General features: G+C 28.4%; 1 protein-coding gene. It reads left to right on the top strand.

Annotated features, from left to right (window positions below):
- Window positions 1–245 precede the first annotated feature (245 nt).
- Window positions 246–1,412, top strand: a 1,167-nt coding sequence (locus L8X50_RS08185; protein WP_263660890.1) for a hypothetical protein, incomplete at its 3' end; no start/stop codon positions are given.

Below are 1,412 nucleotides of genomic sequence, written 5' to 3'. Positions count from 1 at the left end.
CGACAGCGCTATAGTTGCAGACAATGTCAATCAAATAGCTAATGATATCTTAGAAGATGCTAGAAAGAAAAAATTCTAAATAAGTTAAACCCTTAATGGGTTTAACTTTGATACTCTATTAAATCTACATTTTACATTCAAGCCCACTATTAGAAATACCAAACAAATATTAATTAATTAAAAATAAAAAAATTATTTTTTTAGGATAAAATACATCCTTTTTAAAAACACATAAAGGAGATACATTGTTTTCAAATTTAAAAATAGGGACCAAAATAGTTGGAGTTGTAATTTCCATAGTAATGCTAGGTATTATAATCTTAGCAAGTATTTTTTCCATACAAGCTTCAAATATCTTACACACTGAAGCAGATAAACTACTTCAAATTAATGCTTTTAGATATGCAAATATCGTCCGTGGAGCAACAGAAAGTGTTTATTCAACTTTACTAGGAGTAGAAGATACTATAAAAAATACTATTTCAAATGAAAATAGTATTGATGATACAGAAGTGCAAAATATTTTAGAAGGTGTGCTTGATTCAAATGAAAAAATTGCATATATGTATGTTCATTTTTTTAATACCCCAATCAATCAAAATACCAACCCAAAACTACTTACAAATCAGCATAAATTTTTAATGTTACTTCATGATACTTCTTTAAAAACAGAAGGCGGCGTGCAATTAGTTCAAGCATATGATGCATTTTTACAACAACAAAGTATTAATAATGCTATATCAACACAAAAAGAATCAATAGGAAAACCTCAAATTTTCAACATCAATGGTGAAGAAATTTTTGCATACAATATTGCAATTCCAATCTTTAAAAATGGAAATATTATAGGTGTAGTTGGAGCTTTAGGAAGTTTAACGCATTTTAGAGGAGAGCTAACAGATCCAAAAAGAAGTATTTTCAAAGATGATCAAAGATTATTACTTGGTGCTGAGGGTCTAATAGCAGTTAGTCCTGTTTCTAAATTTACAGGAAAAAGTATTTCAGAAGCAAATCCTCATCCTAGTGCAAAAACATTAATACAATTACAAAAAGATAAAATAAATACTGTTTTTGACTTTACTCGCGCAAGCGATGGAAAGAAAAATAGAGCAGCAATAGCTACTTTTGATCTTTGGGATAACTCACAAGATGCTTGGTCTATTGTGACTATGGCTCCAGTTGATTCTATACAAATGCCGATTACAAAACTTATAACAACCATAGCATTTATATCTCTTTTTGTTATTTTAGTAATTGTGATAATAGTATTTGTATACATAAACAAAGCAGTAAGCTCAAGAATTGTTAATTTACAAAACAACCTACTGCACTTTTTTAAATTTATCAATCATGAAACCAAAGATACTATTTTAAGTAAAGATACTAAAAGCAATGATGAGTTAAGTATCATG

The sequence above is a fragment of the Campylobacter sp. CNRCH_2013_0898h genome, from assembly GCF_025772965.1.
In the GTDB taxonomy this organism is placed as follows: Bacteria; Campylobacterota; Campylobacteria; order Campylobacterales; family Campylobacteraceae; genus Campylobacter_D; species Campylobacter_D lari_D.
The sequence above is the reverse complement of the archived record's forward strand: the minus strand, read 5'-3'. Positions and strand labels throughout refer to the sequence as shown.